Source organism: Cupriavidus sp. 8B (assembly GCF_054589115.1).
Genome location: NZ_BAAILO010000550.1, coordinates 1 through 216, shown reverse-complemented (window position 1 = coordinate 216; position 216 = coordinate 1). Strand labels below are relative to the sequence as shown.

General features: G+C 66.2%; 1 pseudogene. It reads right to left on the bottom strand.

Annotated features, from left to right (window positions below):
- A pseudogene (locus ACYP5B_RS47895) lies at positions 1-216 on the bottom strand (fumarylacetoacetate hydrolase family protein); the annotation flags it as partial.

Below are 216 nucleotides of genomic sequence, written 5' to 3'. Positions count from 1 at the left end.
CGCAAGGCAGGACGGGGCCTTGGTGAACAGCGTGTTGAAGCCGATCTTGTCGGGGTCCATGCCGGACTCACGCACATGGCTGGCATAGTTGATGCCCTGGCACAGGAACTGGCGGTCAGGCGTGACCGGCGGCAGTAGAGTGACGGCGTCGAGCGGCAGCGTGGCCTGGTCGGGGGTGCTGCGCCACGCAGCTTCGAGGCCATTCGCGACGAAGTC